We start from the raw sequence: 15720 nt of genomic DNA, 5'->3' as shown, positions 1-15720 counted from the left end.
GGACAGATCGAGAGGTACTACTTAAACAACGCGTGCACGTTGTTTTGCTTGTAATTGAGCGTCGGATGCAGCTCCTCTATCTCAAACGACAGCGCCAGATAACGGTCCGCCATCAGCGTCGCGAAGTGCGTTTTAATCAGCGCAAACAGCATCTCGCCCACCTGCTGACGGCTCTCCAGGCTGCGCCCCGCGCCAATCTTCAGCGTCATGTGCACGAAGGCATAATCGTGTTTCCCGTCGGCCATCTGCCAGGTGTCCAGCCAGTGGGCGCGGCTGCGGATACCGCCGATCGGAAAGATCCCCGTGGCGGCCAGCGCCGCGTTCACCCTGGCAAACAGCCCCGGCAGGTCGGCCTGCTCGCGGATGTTGTCGGTACATTCAGCAATAAAGTGCGGCATGATGGATCCTTACGCGGGCAGCGGGAAAACGGCGTTAACCTGACCGGTACCGGAGCTGGCGAACAGCTCGGTAAGGAACTCCACTTTGCCGTCGTATTTGTCCCAGCCGAGCATCCCCAGCAGCATCACCGTGTCGTGCATGTTGCCCTCGCCGTAGCAGTAGTCGGCGTACTCCGGCAGCATGCTGCAAAACTCTTTGAACTGGCCCTCGCGCCACAGCTTGACCACGCGCTCGTCCATCTGACGGTCAAACTCGCGGGTGTAGCTGTTCATCCCTTCTTCCGCGCGCTGGTCGTCGATAAAGCGGTGCGAGAGTGAGCCGCTGGCAAGTACCGCCACGGTGCCGTCATATTTTTCGATGGCGCTGACGATGGCCTCGCCGAGCCTGCGGCTGTCGGCGAAATCGTGAACGGTGCAGAACGCCGAAATGGAAACCACTTTGAAGTGCTTATCCGCGTTCATGTAGCGCATTGGCACCAGGGTGCCGTACTCCAGCTTCAGGCTCGGGATGTTGTGCGCTTTGGCGCGCACGCCGAGCTTCACCGCCTCGTCGGCGATCAGTTGCCCGAGTTCCGGGTTGCCGTCGTAGTCGTAGGTCATGTCGCGGATAAAGTGCGGCAGCTCGTTGCTGGTGTAGACGCCGGAAAAATGGTCCGCACAGTTAATGTGATAGGCGCTGTTCACCAGCCAGTGGGTGTCGAAGACGATAATGGTATCGACCCCCAGTTCGCGGCAGCGCTTGCTGATCTCTTTATGCCCGTCGATGGCCGACTGGCGGCAGCCAAAGTTTTTGCCGGGTATCTCGGAGAGATACATCGATGGCACGTGGGTGATTTTTGCCGCTAACGCTAAGGTGCCCATATCAGATACCCCACTTTGGAATCGGATGGTTGCCCATCGAGATGCAGACGTTTTTCATCTCGGCGAACACTTCAAAGCTGTACTCGCCGCCCTCGCGCCCGGTGCCGGAGGCCTTCACGCCGCCAAACGGCTGGCGCAGGTCGCGCACGTTCTGGGTGTTGACAAACACCATGCCCGCTTCGATGTTGCGTGCCAGGCGCAGCACTTTGCTGACGTCCTGGGTCCAGATATACGACGCCAGACCGTACTCCACGTCGTTGGCCAGGCGCAGCCCTTCCGCTTCGTCCTTAAACGGCAGCAGGCAGGCTACCGGCCCGAAGATCTCCTCCTGGGCCACGCGCATCCGGTTATCGACATCCGCCAGCACCGTCGGGCGCAGGAAGTTGCCGCCCTTCAGGTGAGCAGGCAGATCGGTGGGTTTATCCGGGCCGCCCGCCAGCAGGGTCGCCCCTTCCTCAATGCCGAGGCGGATATAGCCGGAGACTTTTTCCCAGTGCTGGGCGCTTATCAGCGCGCCAACCTGGGTGTTGGGATCGGTCGGGTCCCCCACCCGCAGGCGGCTGGCGCGTTCGGCGAAGCGTTTTACGAATTCCGGGTAGATGCTCTGCTGAATGAAAATGCGCGAGCCGGCGGTGCAGCGCTCGCCGTTGATGGAGAAGATGGTGAACAGGGCAGCGTCCAGGGCGCGTTCGATGTCGGCATCGTCAAAAATCAGCACCGGCGATTTGCCGCCCAGCTCCATAGAGTATTTTTTCAGCCCGGCGTTTTTCATGATGTTGCGCCCGGTGGCGGTGCCGCCAGTGAACGAGACGGCACGCACGTCGTGATGGCGCACCAGCGCATCACCGGCCGTCGCGCCATAGCCCTGCACCACGTTCAGCACCCCCGCCGGGATACCCGCCTCCAGCGCCAGCTCGCCTAAGCGGTCGGCGGTCAGCGGGGAGAGTTCAGACATCTTCAGTACCGCAGTGTTACCCAGCGCCAGGCACGGCGCGACCTTCCAGGTGGCGGTCATAAAGGGCACGTTCCACGGTGAGACCAGCGCGCAAACGCCCACCGGCTGCACCAGGGTGTAGTTGAGCATGGTGTCGTCGACCGGGTAGGTTTTGCCGTTCATCTGCTGGCACACCTCGGCGAAGAACTCGAAGTTGTGCGAGGCGCGCGGGATCAGCACGTTTTTGGTCTGGTGGATCGGCAGGCCGGTGTCGGCGGTCTCCATGGCAGCGATCGCCGGGACGTTCTCGTCGATCAGCTCCCCCAGCCGGCGCATCAGGCGAGCGCGCTCTTTCATCGGCAGGTTGGCCCATTTCGGGAAGGCTTCTTTCGCGGCGGCGACCGCCTGATGGATCTCCGCTTCACCGCCGGAGGCCACTTCCGCTAAGACCTCCCCGGAGGCCGGGTTGGTGGTGTGGAAGTAGTCGCTACCCGCCACGTTTTTGCCGTTGATCCAATGGTTTATCTTTTTCATTTTGTCGTCTCCTCGCTGACAATCCGGTTGACCAGGCGACCTACGCCTTCCACTTCCACCACCACTTCATCGCCCGGGACCACGTCGGAGAGCCCCTTCGGCGTGCCGGTGGCAATCATGTCGCCCGGCTGCAGGGTCATAAATTCACTCAGATACGCGATCAGGAACGGGATACTGAAGATCAGATCTGCCGTTGTGCCAAGCTGTCGCAGTTCGCCGTTGACGAAGGTGCGCAGGGTGAGATTGTGCGGATCGGGAATGGCGGCTTTCGGCACGATGTTCGGGCCGATCGGCGTTAGCCCGTCGCGGCTTTTCACCCGCAGGTTGGGGCGGTAGTAGTTTTCGAGATAGTCGCGGATGGCGTAATCGTTGCAGAGGGTGTAGCCCGCAACAACGTCCATCGCGTCGGCCTCACTGACCTTACGCGCGGTTTTGCCGATGACCACCACCAGCTCCGCCTCATAGTGCATGTACTCGACGTTGTTCGGGCGCACCGACGTCTGGTTATCACCGTTAAGGGTGTTCGGCGCTTTAATAAACACCAGCGGCTCGGTGGGCGGGGTGAAGGCCAGTTCGCTGGCGTGATCGGCGTAATTCAGCCCGAGGGCAAACAGCGTGGCATGCGGGGGTGTGGCCGGTGTAATGGCGACGTCGCGCTCATCCACTACCGGGTTTTCCAGCGGCGGGAAACCTTCAGCCTGAATGCGCACGCGATCGCCGGGACGGATCTCGGCGCGGGTGTGCGGGGTACCCAGCAGAATGGCGTCACCGGGTTGGAGGGTGGCGAATTCGCTCAGGGCGCTCAGCAGTTCGGCGGCATTGCGCTCGAGATCGCCGGTGTTCCAGTGGTCAGCTTCGCGGCCATTGATTTCGGTGATGATGTTCAGGTTATCGATATTATCAACGTCGGCCAGTTCACCGAGCGGGCAAAAGCCGTCGCGGCATTTCGCCTTGATGGCCGGGCGGTAAAAGCTCTCTTCCGGCAGGCTCACGTCGTTCGCCAGCGCATAACCGGCGATGTAGTGCTGCGCCTCGTCTACCCGCACGCGGCTGGCGGTTTTGCCAACAATCAACGCAACCGTCGCCCCGCTCAGCACCTTTTCACCGGCGGGGTGGGGGATCGGCTCACCGGCCTGAATCACCGTATTGTGCGGTTTGATAAACCATACCGCTGTTTTAGGCGGCGTGTTGTAGGGGGGCTGTCCAAATGCCTCTTGCCAGGCGGCAAGCTGGCTGCGGTGGTTGAGGGCGACTGCGAAAACCGTACCTTTCATTACTCTCTCCTCAGGCTCTGTTGCCCGGCTTTGAGTTCGTTAATATATTAATGAATAGGTTTTAGGCTTTCGTTCGGACATTGGCAAACGGAAGTGAAATATTTGTGATATCAATAACAATAAATTTACATATTTATAATAATTTTGTTTATATACAGTGAGTTAATGTTTCTATCTGTTTTCTGGTAGACTTTTTTCTTCACGTGAAGGCGGCAGTCAGAGTCCGTTTGAAACGATTGTTAGCTTGTTAATGATTTTAAGGGAGGTGCTATGCACGACTCACTCACCATTGCTTTGCTTCAGGCCAGGGAAGCGGCGATGGCCTGGTTTCGCCCCATCGTCAAACGCCATAATCTGACGGAGCAGCAGTGGCGCATCGTGCGCGTGCTGGCTGAAAACCCGAATATGGATTTCCACGATCTTGCCTTTCGAACCTGCATTCTGCGCCCCAGCCTGACCGGCATCCTCACCCGGATGGAGAGCGTAGGGCTGGTGTTGCGATTAAAACCGGTAAATGACCAGCGCAAACTCTATGTTTCGCTTACCAAAGAGGGGCAGGCGCTGTACGCCCACGCCCAGGCCGAAGTGGAAGAGGTGTATCAGCAGATCGAGGCGGAATTTACCGCAGAGAAGATGCAGCAGTTGACCGGACTACTGCGGGAGTTTATTGCGCTGGGTCAGCAGCGCTCCGCCAGGCAGGATGAAGAGTAAATTCCGCTAACGATCAGGACGATTTTCGTAAAGTTTTCCCTTACCAGGCCGAAAATTCTGTTATCTGTCTGGTGGAAAGAGAAAAAATGTTAAATCGTATTAAGATTGTTACTAGCTTGTTGATAGTGTTAGCTATTTTTGGCCTTTTACAACTCACATCCGGTGGTCTTTTCTTTAATGCCCTGAAGCATGACAAAGAAAACTTCACCGTTCTGCAAACCATTCGTCAGCAACAATCCACGCTTAACGGCAGTTGGGTCGCGTTGCTGCAAACCCGTAATACCCTGAACCGTGCGGGTATCCGCTACATGATGGATCAGAATAATATCGGTAGCGGCGCGACCGTTAACGATCTGATGCAGATTGCTGCGGCTTCCCTGAAGCAGGCGGAAAAAAACTGGGCTGACTACGAAGCTCTGCCGCGCGACCCGCGTCAGAACGACGCCGCAGCGCTGGAAATTAAACGTAACTACGACATCTATCATGGCGCACTGGCCGAGCTGATCCAGCTGCTGGGCGCGGGTAAAATTAACGAATTCTTTGACCAGCCGACTCAGGGTTATCAGGACGCTTTCGAGAAAGAGTACGTTAACTACCTGCAGCAGAATGACAAGCTGTACCAGACTGCGGTTGATGACAGCAACAGCTCTTACAGCCAGGCAATCTGGGTGCTGATTAGCATTCTGGTTGCGGTGTTGGTGGTGATTGTTGGCGTGTGGCTGGGTATCCGTCAGGCCCTGATCTCCCCGATGAACCGTCTGATCGACAGCATTCGTCATATCGCCAGCGGCGATCTGGTGAAGCGCATCGATGTGGAAGGGACTAACGAGATGGGTCAGCTGGCTGAAACGCTGCGTCATATGCAGGGTGAGCTGGTGCGTACCGTCGGCGACGTGCGTAATGGCGCGAACGCGATTTACAGCGGCGCGAGCGAAATCTCCATGGGTAACAACGATCTCTCTTCCCGTACTGAACAGCAGGCCGCTTCTCTGGAAGAGACCGCCGCCAGCATGGAAGAGCTGACCGCCACCGTGAAGCAGAACGCCGAGAACGCCCGTCAGGCGAGCCATCTGGCATTGAGCGCCTCTGAAACCGCGCAGAAAGGCGGCAAAGTGGTGGATAACGTGGTGCAGACCATGCGTGATATTGCCGGCAGTTCGCAAAAAATTGCCGACATCATTAGCGTGATCGACGGCATTGCCTTCCAGACTAACATCCTGGCGCTCAACGCCGCCGTTGAAGCGGCGCGTGCGGGCGAGCAGGGTCGTGGTTTTGCGGTTGTTGCTGGCGAAGTACGTAACCTGGCTCAGCGCAGTGCGCAGGCCGCGCGTGAGATTAAGAGTCTGATTGAAGACTCCGTGAGCCGCGTGGATCTGGGCTCTACCCTGGTAGAGAGCGCCGGTGAAACCATGGGTGAAATCGTTAATGCCGTAACCCGCGTTACGGACATCATGGGCGAAATTGCTTCGGCCTCTGATGAGCAGAGCCGCGGTATCGACCAGGTAGGTCTGGCCGTTGCGGAGATGGATCGCGTGACTCAGCAGAACGCCTCGCTGGTGGAGGAGTCCGCCGCCGCCGCCGCCGCGCTGGAAGAGCAGGCGAGCCGTCTGACGCAGGCCGTAGCGGTCTTCCGCATTCAGCAGGAGCAGCAGAAAGCGCGCGCTAACGCGTCGCTGAAACCTGTTGCTGCCCCGGCGATGGCGCGTAAAACCGCAACCGCTGATGCTGGCGACAACTGGGAAACCTTCTGATAAACCACGCGCCCCGTTCCGGGGCGCGTATTTCAGACTTACGCCTGACGAGGATCGTCGATCGGTTTGCGAACCAGGAAGATATAGGCCAGCGCCCCCAGTGCGGTGACGCAGCCGCAGATGATAAGCGCCAGGCGGAAGGAGTGGGTCGTATCCACGATAAATCCGGTCACGATGGGCGCAAAGGACGCACAGATAAAGCTGGCAAAGTTTTGAATGCTACCTACCGAGGCCGTCATGCGCGAAGCGACGGCGACATGAATCAATCCCCAGCACGATGTACCCGCAAAGTGGATGCAGAACAGCGCCATCCCAATCAACAAAACAGCACTCATCGGCGTGGTTGCCTGCGGTACCACGAAAGTAAAGGCCGCTGAGCAGAGCATACCAACAACAATACTGATTTTACGGCTCCGCACCGGCGCCATTCCCCGCTTGACCAGCCAGTCGGTGGCGAAGCCGTTAGTTAACATCCCTGCCGCCCCAAAGATAAACGGAATGGCCGCCATCAGACCGGTGCTTTTCAGATCGAGGTTATAAGCGGTTTGCAGGTAACCTGGCAGCCAGGCGAGGTAGAGCCAGGCGGTGTAGTTGATGCCGCTGAAGCCGAGCATCATCCCCCACATGGTGCGGTTGCGGAACAGGCTACGCCACTCAGCGAATGTGAGCGGATCGCGGCGAGCGTTGACGCTGCCCGCGTTCAGGTAAGCCTCTTCCTGGCCGCTCAGCGATAACTCTTCACGGTTGCGATAGAGCATGTACCAGCCGATGGCGAGGAAAATCCCCAGCACGCCGATAGTGATAAACATACCGCGCCAGCCCATGACCAGCATCATCGCGGCCAGGATAGGTGGGCTCATGGCCACGCCGATAGTGGATGCGGCATTGAAGATGCCCATAGGGCGGCCACGCTCGTTGATGTTAAACCAGTCGTTAATCACTTTAACGCCGCAGGGGTTCATGGGCGCTTCGCCAATCCCCATCCCGATGCGTACCAGCACGAACTGGGTAAAGTTCTGCACCATGCCGGAGAGCGCCTGGAAGAGCGACCAGAAAAACATCCCTATCCCCAGCATAAGCCGTGGGCCCTTGCGGTCCAGCAGCGGGCCGCAGGGTAACTGTGCGATACCGTAGGCCAGCGAGAAAATGGAGAGCAGGGCGCCGATTTCGGTCGCGTTTAGCCCCAGCTCTTCGCGAATGGTGAGGTTTGCCACCGACAGCGAACTGCGGTCAAGGTAGTTAATCACCGCCGCAAAAAATAATAACAGCATGGCGGTCGTCTGAATGCGTTTAATACGCGGAGAACGCGCTACGGCACCCACCGGCGGTACGGGAATATCCCGCGTTTTTTCTTTGTCGAAGGTGGTTTGCGGGTCGAGAGTAATATTGTTTTTTTCCACACCTGACTCCTGAAATATTTTTGATTATTTCTCTTTTTTTATAAATAAGAGGAATATTGATAACGACAAGTGATGTAAATTTAAATTCACTGTCACTCACGGGAAATAACACCAGGTCGACTTCTCGTGAGCATAGGCAGCCTTTTTATTCTCGCGCAGGCCTTTTATCGGAAGCGTGCTGCCCTTAATAGTTTGTCGTTTTTAATCGGTACTTAATAAAAGACCGTCGCGCTCTGTTGCAGGGAGCGAATCATGGACTGTTTTGCGGTAGAGAGGTGGTTACGCAACGCCAGGTTGGCATCCAGATCGTTGCGGCAGATAAGCGCGCTGAGAATGGTCATGTGCTCGTCAATGGCGATGATGTTGCGCTGTTTGAGGTCGCTTTCATCCCACTGGTAGTGGAAATGGAAGATCACGGAGATGATCTCCAGCGACTGGTTGAAAAAGATGTTATTGGCGGCGCTGAGCAGCAGCGAGTGAAAGTCGCGATCCAGCAGGGAAAACGTGCGAAAACTGTCGCCAATACTGTCGCGCAGGGCGCGGTGCTCCTCCAGCAGGGTTTTCGCCTGTAGCCAGCGCGGATCGTTGTCTGGCAGGTTGAGAAAGTGCTGCAGGGCGTGGGTTTCCAGCATCTCGCGCAGTTCAAACAGCTGCTCGGCATAGGACCGGTCGAACTGCTTCATACTCCACTGGCCGCGTTTGTCGCTCTCAATCAGGTTGTAGCGGCTGAACTTAAGTAAGTACTCCCTCACTACCATAGGGCTGACTCCGGCGGCACGAGCAAGTTGCAGCTCGGAAAAGGATTCACCTGCGCGCAGCTGGCGCTGGTTAATCATTGAAAAAAATGCCTGCTCAAATAATCGGTTTTGTTCGGCCAGCGGGGCCGCGTCGCAGGTGAAGCCATCCTCGCTGGTGGGCTGACGGATAATCACATAGTCATGGTTCACCTGGGCCAGTACGCCGCGGGTGCACAGGTGAGACTGGATGTGGCGAACGGTGGTGCGGCTGATGTTATACATCTCTGCCAGCGCGCTTTGCGACGGCAGCGGCGAGGGAATGTGCCCCCGTGACATATCATCGATGACCTGGTTAATCACGTTATGACGCAAATTTTGTGAGCGGCTCATACGGGCTCCTTTTGCCGGTGGAGGGGCATTAAAACCCTATTTAAAACGGCTTTGTGCGCGTGATTTCACATTTCAGCTTTTTGCCTGCCCGTTATTTCTTATTTTCATCAATATCTGAATCCACAAAAAAACGGGAGGCAAAAAAATGGCAACAATGAATACGCTGGTGTGTCAGGAACCAAAAAAACTTATTTGGGCGCAGCGAGACATTCCCGTAGCGGGCGAAAACGAAGCGCTAATAAAAATAAAAACCGTCGGGATTTGTGGCACCGATATTCACGCCTGGGGGGGGAATCAGCCCTTTTTTAATTACCCCCGGGTGTTAGGCCATGAAATATGTGGCGAGGTCATTAGCGTGGGGGAAAATATTCGTACGCTGCGCCCGGGGCAACAGGTGGCGGTGATCCCCTATGTGGCTTGTCAGCGCTGTCCCGCCTGCCTGAGCGGCAGGACCAACTGCTGCGAGGCGATTTCGGTCATTGGCGTGCATCAGGATGGCGGCTTCTGCGAGTATCTCGCCGTACCCGTTACTAATTTGCTGCTGGCAGAGGGTATCGACCCCGAAGCGGCGGCGTTGATTGAGCCTTTCGCCATCAGCGCCCATGCGGTCCGCCGTGCGGCCGTAAAGCCCGACGATGCGGTGCTGGTGGTGGGGGCCGGGCCCATTGGGCTGGGGGCGGCGGCGATTGCCCATGCGGATGGCGCCCGGGTGGTCGTTGCGGATACCAGCGCTTCCAGGCGTGAACATGTTGCCGGGTCTCTTGGACTTTCGACGGTTGACCCTGCGGCGGCGGACTTTACCGAGCAGCTACGGGCGCACTTTGACGGGGCGCTGGCGCAGACGGTGATCGACGCTACCGGCAACCCGCACGCCATGAACAACAGCGTGAACTTGATTCGTCACGGGGGAAGCATTGTTTTTGTCGGCCTGTTTAAGGGCGATCTCTGTTTTTCGGATCCCGAATTTCACAAGAAAGAGACCACCCTGATGGGCAGCCGGAATGCCACCGCAGAGGATTTTGCAAAGGTCGGCAGGCTGATGGCGGAGGGCAAGCTGAGCGCAGACATGATGTTGACGCACCGCTACGCTTTTCACGAGCTGGCAGAGAGTTACGAACCGGGGGTGATCAATAATCGTCAGCTGATTAAAGGGGTGATTGCCTTTTAACGTCTTGCCATACAGCGCCCGGGGTGGTGTTGGGCGCTGTTTTTTTATTGCCGCGCAGGAGAGGCAGCCCTCTCCTGCGGTTAGCCTTCGGCGTTGACGATTTTGATCTCCACCATTCCAATCCCCAACTGGCGCGGAGAGTGACCGAGGATATTGCCCTCGTTAGTGGACTGCGGATCCGGCGGCACAATGACCAGGGTGCTGCTGCGTGAAGGGTTGTCGAAATGCAACGTGGTGGTGGTCACCTCGTTGCCGAGCTTCAGGGTCTGCTCGCTCTGGCCAATCCTCACCGGGATAGGGCGATTAGCATTGGGGCCAAAGGCCTTGGCGGTGATGACCAGGTCAAACTTCGCCGGCAGGGGCTGGTTATATTCAATCTTCACTTCGTCGCCCAGTTGGGCATTAGACCAGCGGCCCCAGGATTCCGGACGCGAGATGCCGCTGAACTGCTTCACCTCTTCTGGCGCACCGGCGACGTTAAAGACAAAGCTGTCGGCTTTGTAGCGAATGTCGTTATCGGCCACCTTCAGCATCTCGACGTTGCGGTTATAGCGATCGGTGCTGATGACCGTATCCTTAAACGCCGTTTTACCCTGCCATTGAGGCTTGTCCACACGCTGAATGTTCTGCTCCCCACCCAACTGGCCCTGGGAGACGCACCAGTCGGTAGAGAGCGCCAGCGGCTGTGACCAGAGCTGGCCCATCTTGTAGCAGCGATCGACCCAGACGAAGTTATCGCGCGGAGCAAAATCTGCCAGCTGGTAGCGTAGCGGTGCGGAGTATTCGCTCTCTGGCAGCGGCTCGACGCGCTTATCTGAGACGCGCAGCAGCAGCGGCAGGCGGAAATGGCTGCCGGAGAAGGCCATCATATTTTTATCGCTATCGACGGTGAACGCTTTTAGCTCTTTCGGGAAGTTCCACAGGCGGATGACATCCGGTTTCCAGGCCAGCACTTTCTCTTTCATATTAAGGAAAATTTCTGACAAGGATTGCCCTGACAGGCTGCTGCGGCCCAGACCGATGAAGTTATCGCCGCCGAGAATATCCAGCACCGTAGCGCCGTTATCCATGGTGTTGCGCTTCACGGCGAGCGTCTCCTGCTGCGGCTTATCGCCGCGCAGCACGAAGAACAGATTGCTGCGATCTTGTTTATTCAGCTCGTCCCAGGCGGTATTTTTCATCGCCAGATGATCGGAAGAGACCACAATCACCGTGTTTTTAAAGTACGGCGAGGCTTTGATTTTCTCGATCAGCGCTGCAATGTGCTCCTGGCTACAGCCAACGGCACTAAACGACTGGTTCGGTTTGCCATCAATGGCATAGCTCTTGCGCTGGCAGGTGCGGGAGATAAAGCCATCCGGGTGATGGGTATCCACCGTCAGGGCGAATAGCGAGAAACGCTTACCGGACCTGGACAGCGCTTCGAATTTTTTCCAGGTCTCGTCCAGGACCGTATCATCGTAAAAGCCCCAGTCGTTGCGATAGCTCGGGTCGGCGACGGTGGTTTTTAACTCCTCGGCCCCGTAGAGATGGTCGAAACCGTGAGATTTCAAAAAGACATCTTTCCCGGCAAAGCGCAGGTTGGCGCCCTGCATAAAATAGTTCTCATAGCCGGAGTTTTTCAGGATGTCGCCCAGGCAGATATTTTGCGGGAAGAAACTCGATACCGAGGCCGAGGCATTGCCCTCAAACGGGGCGAACAGCGGGATACCGCACTGGGAGGCCACCATGCCCGCAATGGTGTAATCGGTACCCGGCAGCTGAGCAGTATGGCTGAAATCAATCCCTTCATTTTTGATCGCCCCTAACTCCGGCGCCAGATTCGGGAAGGCGTCGTTGTCAAAGTAGGTGCGCTCCAGGCTTTCACCATAGATATAAACGAGGTTCAGTTTGGGTTTGGGGATGGTTTTCGCGGGCTCTTTGTACCAGGCGGCAAAATCGGGGTCACCGTCGCGAGACTGGGATTTTACCAGCTCGGTGATCTGATTAAATGCCGGGCTGGCATCCACAGAGCCCAATGCCAGTATCAGCGCCAGCAGACTATAGCCAAGATGGTGCGGATGGTGGCGACGACGGCGCAACACCCAGCCCAACAGACCAAACACCAGCACCAGCGTGGTAGCGATCCCTATACCGGGAAGTATGTACTTACTAACCCCCGCGCCTGTAAGACTATTGGTCAGGGTATAAAGAACGGCATCGTTAATGCCATCGCCAGTAAAGTAATCGCTGGCGTACAGGGTAATATTTAAAACAACAAAAAGCCCCAGCACCAGCAGCGTGGCAATAAACCACCAGGTGTTGCGACCCGCTTTCCAGGCATAAACCATTACCGAAGCGAGAAACAGGGTAAAAGAAAGTAACTCTGACAACAGCTTATCCTCAACGATTGCAGCCGCGGGTTAACAAACCAACTGTCTATTTTTTGGGTAATACAATGTAATTGCGATGCCATGTAGCTGCAATTCTAGTGTCATCAAATTGTGCTGTTGTTAGGATTTGGTTTAGATATTGCAAACTTTGAGCGCCGTCTCATCCCTCGATACGGGGGCTCAGGCAATGTCAGGCAGGGGAAATAAAGCGTGCACGCCGCGAGGTGAACGTAAGCTGTTAATCGCGGCGTGATGTCGTCAAAAAGGGGGAGGTTCAGGAGAGGAAGTTAAGTCCCTGCTTCAATACTAAATCGCAGGCTTTGGTTTTGACCTTTTTACCCAGCGCGGAGTCGCCCAGCGTGTTCAGATTCAGCTGCTGACCATTCTGTGCATTCAGTAGACCCTGAATACCGTCCATAAAATTGGTATCTTCTTTCTGCTCTTGCGTATCCAGACCCAGCTTACCCAGAACCTGGTTTTTAATATTCTGCGTGTCGGTGACCGACGCCAGTTTCTGTTTCGCACAATACTCCAGGATCCCGGCGGCGTTGTTCATGGTACCCGCGCTCAGGCTCTGGTTACTGTTGCCCAGCAGGCCGGTCAGGGTACCGGCTGAGAGGCCGCCGCTTTCTGAACCGCTGCTTTTGGAAAGTTCGCTGGCGGCACTGGAGAGCGAATCCTGCCAGGATGCGGCGTGGGCGGAACCCAGAACTAACGTGGCGCTTAATACGGCGCTGAGAAGAGATGCTGTTTTCATAAGACTTACTCAAAGAGTTGGGGCGGAAGTGGGGCCAGTATAAACCCCACGGCCAGACACTTCCCGGGTAGATTTCTTAATACTCCTTCCCGGTGACACGGCTACGGTAACTCTCCCAGTCAAATATCACGTACAGGCTGTTGCCGAGCTTCATACGATCCATAACGCGTTCACCCAGCAGACGGGTCATCTCATCAATGTTGTGGTTGGTCAGCATGCCGGTGGGGCGCTTGGAGGAGGAGCGGCGATCAACAATCTGGTTGATGATCACTTTCTCATAACGGGATTCGGTCTGGACGCCGATTTCATCAATGACCAGCAGGTCGACGTTGCTCAGATCGTTGAGTAACTGCTCTTCACTGGTTTCGCGATTGCTGAAGGTGTCTTTCATTGCCGACATAATATCGGCTACGGTGATGATCAGCACCGACTTACCGCGCAGCAGCAACTCGTTGCAGATGGCCGCGGCAAGATGATTTTTGCCGGTGCCGGGTTTGCCGCTAAAGATAAAACTCGCGATATTCCCGTCGAACTCTTCCACGTACTGACGCGCCTGCGTCAGCGCCGCCAGTTGCCCCTGGCTCTCTACCTTGTAGTTTTCAAACGAGCAGTTCTGATGCAGCGGGCGAATGCCGGAGCGGTTAAAGGTGCGCTGCATTTTCATGGCCCGGTTTTCGCGGGCCAGCGCCGCGGCGCGGATCTCACCTTGCTCTTTTTGCCACGCCAGAAGCTCTTCGCCGGTGGTAAACGCCGGTTTCACGTTCGCCGGCATGATCTTCTGCAGGCGTTTCATCAGTTCGCCGAACTCTTTCATTTGGCACCTCGGAATCCGTGGGGGATCTGTTTATCCGGTTCTGAAAATGAATTGATATCGCGTCTGGCCTGGCCGCCATTGCTGGCGCGGTTGATCTGTACGCTGCGCGCCAGTTTTTGTTGCCATTGAATATGGTGAAAAACTTTGCCTTCAGCCTGCCAGTAAGCTGTAAACGCCGCCAGCTCTTCCGGCGTGACGGGTTGGGTGAGGGCAATGCCCCACAAGGCCGCCTGACGCTGAAAATCGGGATCCGGCTGCCAGCCGGCATACATGGCAAATTTGCCCATCGGTACGGCGACCGGGGCGCTGGTAGGTTCTTCGAAAAATTGCGTATCCAGGGTGACATCGCTGGCCGGGCGGGCAACCCGCGCTTCGGTTTCCAACAACTGCGCCAGACGTTCCGGGGTAATGGCGTAAAAAGCAGGCGCATTATCGACAAAGACCGCGATGGCGCCGCCTTCGGCATTGGCCAGCACGCCACGAGGATCGTGAGTGAGGGCATCAAGGCCAGTGACGCGGGTTGTCAGGATTCTGGAGGACATAGCACTTTCTCAACTGGATTACTGCGGGCGTGATTGCAGCACATAGTAGCACAGAGAGAAGGGGGGATGAATGTGCCCTTATCCAGAGGATAAGGGCAGCCAGCGGATTACGCGATGATGTTGAGAGTCACATCAATGTTGCCGCGCGTTGCGTTGGAGTAAGGGCAGACAATGTGGGCCGCATCGACCATTTTTTTCGCTTCTGCCTGATCCATACCTGGCAGGTGAATGTTCAGTTTGGCTTCAATCCCGAAACCGGTCGGCAGCGGACCGATACCCACTTCGCCTTCAATAAAGGCCTCTTTCGGCATGCTGATTTTGTCACGACCCGCAACAAACTTCATGGCACCGAGGAAGCAGGCGGAGTAACCCGCAGCAAACAGCTGCTCTGGGTTGGTGGCTTCGCCGCCCGCGCCGCCCATCTCTTTGGGTACGCCCAGTTTAACATCCAGAACGCCATCGGAAGAGGTAGCACGGCCGTCACGGCCTCCGGTAGCGGTCGCTTTGGCGGTGTAGACAACTTTTTCTAAAGACATGGCAGGTTCCTTATCTTGTGTTTTGCTTGCTATTTAATAGCGAGCGATTTAGTTACGTGTGACAAACATATAAACTATAGCTTCACGCGCGGTGAAGCTGATGACGTAATTGTTCCAGCTGCTGTTTCAGGACGGACAGCGTGTCGACATCACACTGGGCTGCACAGCCTACGGCATTGGGAATACCCAGCGCCTGCTGTTGCAGGGCAGTACCTGCTTCAGTAAGGGTGACGGCCACCTGACGCTCATCCTGGCGCGAACGCTGGCGAACGATTAAGCCCGCAACCTCAAGACGCTTTAACAGCGGCGTTAAGGTGGCGGAATCCAGAAAGAGACGTTCACCAATATCCGACACGGTAATGTCATCCTGTTCCCACAACACCAGCATCACCAGATATTGCGGGTAGGTGAGATTAAGCGGCGCCAGCAGTTGCCGATAGAGCTTGTTCAGCGCCAGGTTCGCCGAATAGAGGGCGAAACAGAGCTGGTTATCCAGCAACAGCGCAGCGGTGTTATCAGTGGGTGTCGTTTTCATGTCTTC

General features: G+C 56.4%; 15 protein-coding genes. 3 read left to right on the top strand and 12 right to left on the bottom strand.

Features of this window, described 5'->3' with window-relative positions; translation table 11 throughout:
• Positions 1-17 precede the first annotated feature (17 nt).
• From WFN75_RS13575 to hpaG, 4 genes are read right to left on the bottom strand one after another with little or no spacing between them, the layout of a single operon-like run.
• On the bottom strand, positions 18-398 hold the full coding sequence (locus tag WFN75_RS13575; protein WP_325946866.1) for a 5-carboxymethyl-2-hydroxymuconate Delta-isomerase: 381 nt from the start codon (positions 396-398) through the stop codon (positions 18-20).
• 9 nt (positions 399-407) lie between these two features.
• The gene (hpaD, locus tag WFN75_RS13570) at positions 408-1259 is read right to left on the bottom strand and encodes a 3,4-dihydroxyphenylacetate 2,3-dioxygenase (protein ID WP_288820951.1); all 852 of its coding nucleotides are present in this window, start codon (positions 1257-1259) and stop codon (positions 408-410) included.
• Position 1260: 1 nt separating this feature from the next.
• Positions 1261-2727: a 5-carboxymethyl-2-hydroxymuconate semialdehyde dehydrogenase gene (gene hpaE / locus WFN75_RS13565; RefSeq protein ID WP_046886500.1), complete on the bottom strand. Its 1467-nt coding sequence runs from the start codon at positions 2725-2727 to the stop codon at positions 1261-1263.
• Positions 2724-4001, bottom strand: a complete 1278-nt coding sequence (hpaG, locus tag WFN75_RS13560) for a 4-hydroxyphenylacetate degradation bifunctional isomerase/decarboxylase (protein WP_336996322.1) — start codon at positions 3999-4001, stop codon at positions 2724-2726. Before hpaG ends, hpaE begins: the two co-directional genes overlap by 4 nt.
• Positions 4002-4271: 270 nt before the next feature.
• On the opposite strand from hpaG, the gene hpaR reads away from it, so the two are divergent.
• Entirely contained in the window at positions 4272-4712 is a 441-nt protein-coding gene (gene hpaR / locus WFN75_RS13555; protein WP_040077306.1) for a homoprotocatechuate degradation operon regulator HpaR, read from the top strand.
• Positions 4713-4798: 86 nt separating this feature from the next.
• Complete coding sequence (gene tsr, locus WFN75_RS13550) at positions 4799-6463, top strand: methyl-accepting chemotaxis protein (RefSeq protein ID WP_046886503.1); 1665 nt, start codon at positions 4799-4801, stop codon at positions 6461-6463.
• Between the two features lie 38 nt (positions 6464-6501).
• Here tsr and WFN75_RS13545 read toward each other — a convergent pair whose 3' ends face one another.
• Positions 6502-7863 carry an MFS transporter gene (locus WFN75_RS13545; RefSeq protein WP_325946857.1) on the bottom strand — a complete coding sequence of 454 codons (1362 nt, stop codon included), beginning with the start codon at positions 7861-7863 and terminating at the stop codon, positions 6502-6504.
• A gap of 212 nt (positions 7864-8075) precedes the next feature.
• Complete coding sequence (locus tag WFN75_RS13540) at positions 8076-8990, bottom strand: GntR family transcriptional regulator (RefSeq protein WP_336996321.1); 915 nt, start codon at positions 8988-8990, stop codon at positions 8076-8078.
• A gap of 145 nt (positions 8991-9135) precedes the next feature.
• Here WFN75_RS13540 and WFN75_RS13535 point away from each other — a divergent pair, with 145 nt between their 5' ends.
• Entirely contained in the window at positions 9136-10158 is a 1023-nt protein-coding gene (locus tag WFN75_RS13535) for a zinc-binding alcohol dehydrogenase family protein (RefSeq protein ID WP_336996320.1), read from the top strand.
• An 80-nt stretch (positions 10159-10238) separates the two neighbouring features.
• On the opposite strand, the gene opgB is transcribed toward WFN75_RS13535, so the two are convergent.
• From opgB to WFN75_RS13505, 6 genes are all read right to left on the bottom strand, one after another.
• Complete coding sequence (gene opgB / locus WFN75_RS13530) at positions 10239-12530, bottom strand: phosphatidylglycerol--membrane-oligosaccharide glycerophosphotransferase (protein ID WP_336996319.1); 2292 nt, start codon at positions 12528-12530, stop codon at positions 10239-10241.
• Between the two features lie 274 nt (positions 12531-12804).
• Positions 12805-13287, bottom strand: a complete 483-nt coding sequence (locus tag WFN75_RS13525) for a DUF2501 domain-containing protein (RefSeq protein WP_207292942.1) — start codon at positions 13285-13287, stop codon at positions 12805-12807.
• A 76-nt stretch (positions 13288-13363) separates the two neighbouring features.
• Entirely contained in the window at positions 13364-14101 is a 738-nt protein-coding gene (dnaC, locus tag WFN75_RS13520) for a DNA replication protein DnaC (RefSeq protein WP_040077299.1), read from the bottom strand.
• Positions 14098-14643 carry a primosomal protein DnaT gene (dnaT, locus tag WFN75_RS13515; protein ID WP_046886509.1) on the bottom strand — a complete coding sequence of 182 codons (546 nt, stop codon included), beginning with the start codon at positions 14641-14643 and terminating at the stop codon, positions 14098-14100. The genes dnaC and dnaT overlap by 4 nt, the downstream gene beginning before the upstream one ends.
• A 107-nt stretch (positions 14644-14750) precedes the next feature.
• Complete coding sequence (locus tag WFN75_RS13510) at positions 14751-15179, bottom strand: organic hydroperoxide resistance protein (protein WP_336996318.1); 429 nt, start codon at positions 15177-15179, stop codon at positions 14751-14753.
• Between the two features lie 82 nt (positions 15180-15261).
• A complete protein-coding gene (locus WFN75_RS13505) occupies positions 15262-15714 on the bottom strand; it encodes a MarR family winged helix-turn-helix transcriptional regulator (RefSeq protein WP_046886510.1) in 453 nt (150 codons plus the stop codon).
• Positions 15715-15720 lie beyond the last annotated feature (6 nt).

The sequence above is a fragment of the Leclercia sp. UBA7405 genome, from assembly GCF_037152215.1.
GTDB lineage: Bacteria > Pseudomonadota > Gammaproteobacteria > Enterobacterales > Enterobacteriaceae > Enterobacter > Enterobacter pneumoniae.
Note: the sequence above shows the minus strand (reverse complement) of the source record. Positions and strands in the feature narration are given on the sequence as shown.

Coding starts and splice junctions, on each gene's coding strand:
- hpaR (WP_040077306.1), top strand. CDS start 4,272: ATGCACGACTCACTCACCATTGCTTTGCTTCAGGCCAGGGAAGCGGCG.
- WFN75_RS13540 (WP_336996321.1), bottom strand. CDS start 8,990: ATGAGCCGCTCACAAAATTTGCGTCATAACGTGATTAACCAGGTCATC.
- WFN75_RS13525 (WP_207292942.1), bottom strand. CDS start 13,287: ATGAAAACAGCATCTCTTCTCAGCGCCGTATTAAGCGCCACGTTAGTT.
- hpaG (WP_336996322.1), bottom strand. CDS start 4,001: ATGAAAGGTACGGTTTTCGCAGTCGCCCTCAACCACCGCAGCCAGCTT.
- tsr (WP_046886503.1), top strand. CDS start 4,799: ATGTTAAATCGTATTAAGATTGTTACTAGCTTGTTGATAGTGTTAGCT.
- dnaC (WP_040077299.1), bottom strand. CDS start 14,101: ATGAAAGAGTTCGGCGAACTGATGAAACGCCTGCAGAAGATCATGCCG.
- WFN75_RS13535 (WP_336996320.1), top strand. CDS start 9,136: ATGGCAACAATGAATACGCTGGTGTGTCAGGAACCAAAAAAACTTATT.
- hpaD (WP_288820951.1), bottom strand. CDS start 1,259: ATGGGCACCTTAGCGTTAGCGGCAAAAATCACCCACGTGCCATCGATG.
- dnaT (WP_046886509.1), bottom strand. CDS start 14,643: ATGTCCTCCAGAATCCTGACAACCCGCGTCACTGGCCTTGATGCCCTC.
- WFN75_RS13575 (WP_325946866.1), bottom strand. CDS start 398: ATGCCGCACTTTATTGCTGAATGTACCGACAACATCCGCGAGCAGGCC.
- WFN75_RS13510 (WP_336996318.1), bottom strand. CDS start 15,179: ATGTCTTTAGAAAAAGTTGTCTACACCGCCAAAGCGACCGCTACCGGA.
- hpaE (WP_046886500.1), bottom strand. CDS start 2,727: ATGAAAAAGATAAACCATTGGATCAACGGCAAAAACGTGGCGGGTAGC.
- WFN75_RS13505 (WP_046886510.1), bottom strand. CDS start 15,714: ATGAAAACGACACCCACTGATAACACCGCTGCGCTGTTGCTGGATAAC.